The organism is Kitasatospora sp. NPDC093558 (assembly GCF_040683475.1).
In the GTDB taxonomy this organism is placed as follows: Bacteria; Actinomycetota; Actinomycetes; order Streptomycetales; family Streptomycetaceae; genus Kitasatospora.
Map to the genome: position 1 here is coordinate 1 of NZ_JBFBDY010001007.1, position 1,757 is coordinate 1,757.

1 protein-coding gene and 1 pseudogene are annotated in these 1,757 nt (G+C 75.7%); one reads left to right on the plus strand and one right to left on the minus strand.

Annotated elements, in window-relative coordinates; translation table 11 throughout:
• The first annotated feature begins 109 nt into the window (after positions 1 to 109).
• Complete coding sequence (locus AB0O00_RS37900) at positions 110 to 1,069, plus strand: 2-dehydropantoate 2-reductase (protein ID WP_363659240.1); 960 nt, start codon at positions 110 to 112, stop codon at positions 1,067 to 1,069.
• Between the two features lie 46 nt (positions 1,070 to 1,115).
• Here the strand turns inward: AB0O00_RS37900 and AB0O00_RS37905 are convergent.
• A pseudogene (locus AB0O00_RS37905) lies at positions 1,116 to 1,757 on the minus strand (YncE family protein); the annotation flags it as partial.

The following is a 1,757-nucleotide window of genomic DNA, read 5'->3' on the forward strand; positions in this document are numbered from 1 at the left end:
GCCGCCGTTCTTCTTCGGCTTCGTCTCACTGGCGGCGCCGTCGGGCGCGCCCGAGTAGGGTCGCCGCAGTAGTCCCCTCCCGACCGGTACGAGCAGCACAGGAGTCGACATGCCGACAACGTCCCTCACCGTCGCCGTCCTCGGGCCGGGCGGCGTCGGCGGCCTGATCGGCGCGCTGCTCTCGCGGGCCGGACACCGCGTCGTCTGCCTCGCCGGTGACGACACCGCCGCCGTCCTCCGCCAGGACGGACTGCGCGTCGACAGTGCGCAGTTCGGCGGGTTCACCGCCCAGGTCGAGGCGGCGGACGAACTGCGCGAGCCCGTCGACGCCGTCTTCGTCACCGTCAAGGAGACGGCCCTGCCCGCCGCGCTCGACCGGATCCCGGCCCGGGCCGTCGGCGACGCGCTCGTCGTGCCGCTGCTCAACGGGCTCGACCACGTCGCGCTGCTGCGCGAGCGCTACCCCGCCGCCCGCGTGGTGGCCGGCACGATCCGGGTCGAGGCCGCCCGCACCGCGCCCGGCCGCATCGAGCACTCCAGCCCGTTCGCCGCGCTCGAACTCGCCGCCCCGGGCGCGAGCTCACGCGAAGGCGCGGGCGCGGCCTCAGGCGAAGGCGCGGGCCCGGCCCCAGACAGCAGCTCGACCGCCGCCGTCGAGGTCGCCCGCCTCGCCGACCGGCTCCGCCAGGCCGGCCTCACCGTCGCCGTGCGCGAGGACGAGGCCGCGATGCTGTGGAGCAAGCTGTGCTTCCTCGCCCCGTTCGCGCTGCTCACCACCCGCCACCGGACGGACGCCAGCACCGTCCGCACCGCGCACCGCCCCGAACTGCTCGCGGTCCTCGACGAGATCACCGCCGTGGCCCGCGCCGAGGGGGCACCCGAGGACGCCGAGACGATCCTCTCCTTCTTCGACCGCGCGCCGGGCGCGATGAAGTCCTCGATGCAGCGCGACGCGGAGGCCGGTCGCCCGATCGAACTCGACGCCATCGGCGGCGCCGTCCTCCGGGCCGCCGCCCGCCACGGCCTCCCGACACCGGCGATCGGGGCGCTGGTACGGGACCTGGGCTGACGGCGGCGCACCGGAAGGAGCGGCCCACCGGAGGGCGCGGCGCGGATCAGGCCGGGCGCGGGATGTAGGCGAGGCCGTGCGCCCCGGCCTCGCCCGCCCGGGCGACGTCCAGGCTGGACACCCGCTCCAGCGTCTCCAGGTCGACGACGTCGACGGTCGACGACACGACGTTGGCGACGTACGCGAGCCGGCCGTCCGGCGACGAGGTGATCGTCAGCGGGAACAGCCCGACCTCGACCGAGCCCACCCGCTTGCGCGTCCCGGCGTCGAACACCGTGAGGCGGCCCGGCAGGTGCCGTCCCAGCCGCGACTCCGATCCGGTGTCCATCCGCAGCTCGCCCGCGAGGAGCATGCCCGTCGACGTCAGGTGGACCGGCAGGACGAGGCCGTCGGTCGGCAGCACCTCGACGACGGACGCCGAACGGGCGTCGACGACCCGGATCCCGTTCTCCGGCCGCTCGGCCGCTCCCCCGGAGAACGACGCGTAGGGCCCGGCAACGAAGGCGTGCGCACCGTCGGCGGACACCGCCAGCCCCTCGCTGCCCGGCACCGCGACCTTCGCCGTGAGGACGCCCCGGTCGAGGTCGACGACCGACACGAACGGCGCCTCCTTGTTGGTCGCGAAGCCCGTCCGGCCGGCCGGGTCGATCGCGAACCAGTGCGGTCCCGGCGCGTCCGTGTCGATCCG

Bases quoted from the DNA above. Each gene is read 5' to 3' on its own strand.
- AB0O00_RS37900 (WP_363659240.1), top strand. From the start codon at position 110: ATGCCGACAACGTCCCTCACCGTCGCCGTCCTCGGGCCGGGCGGCGTC.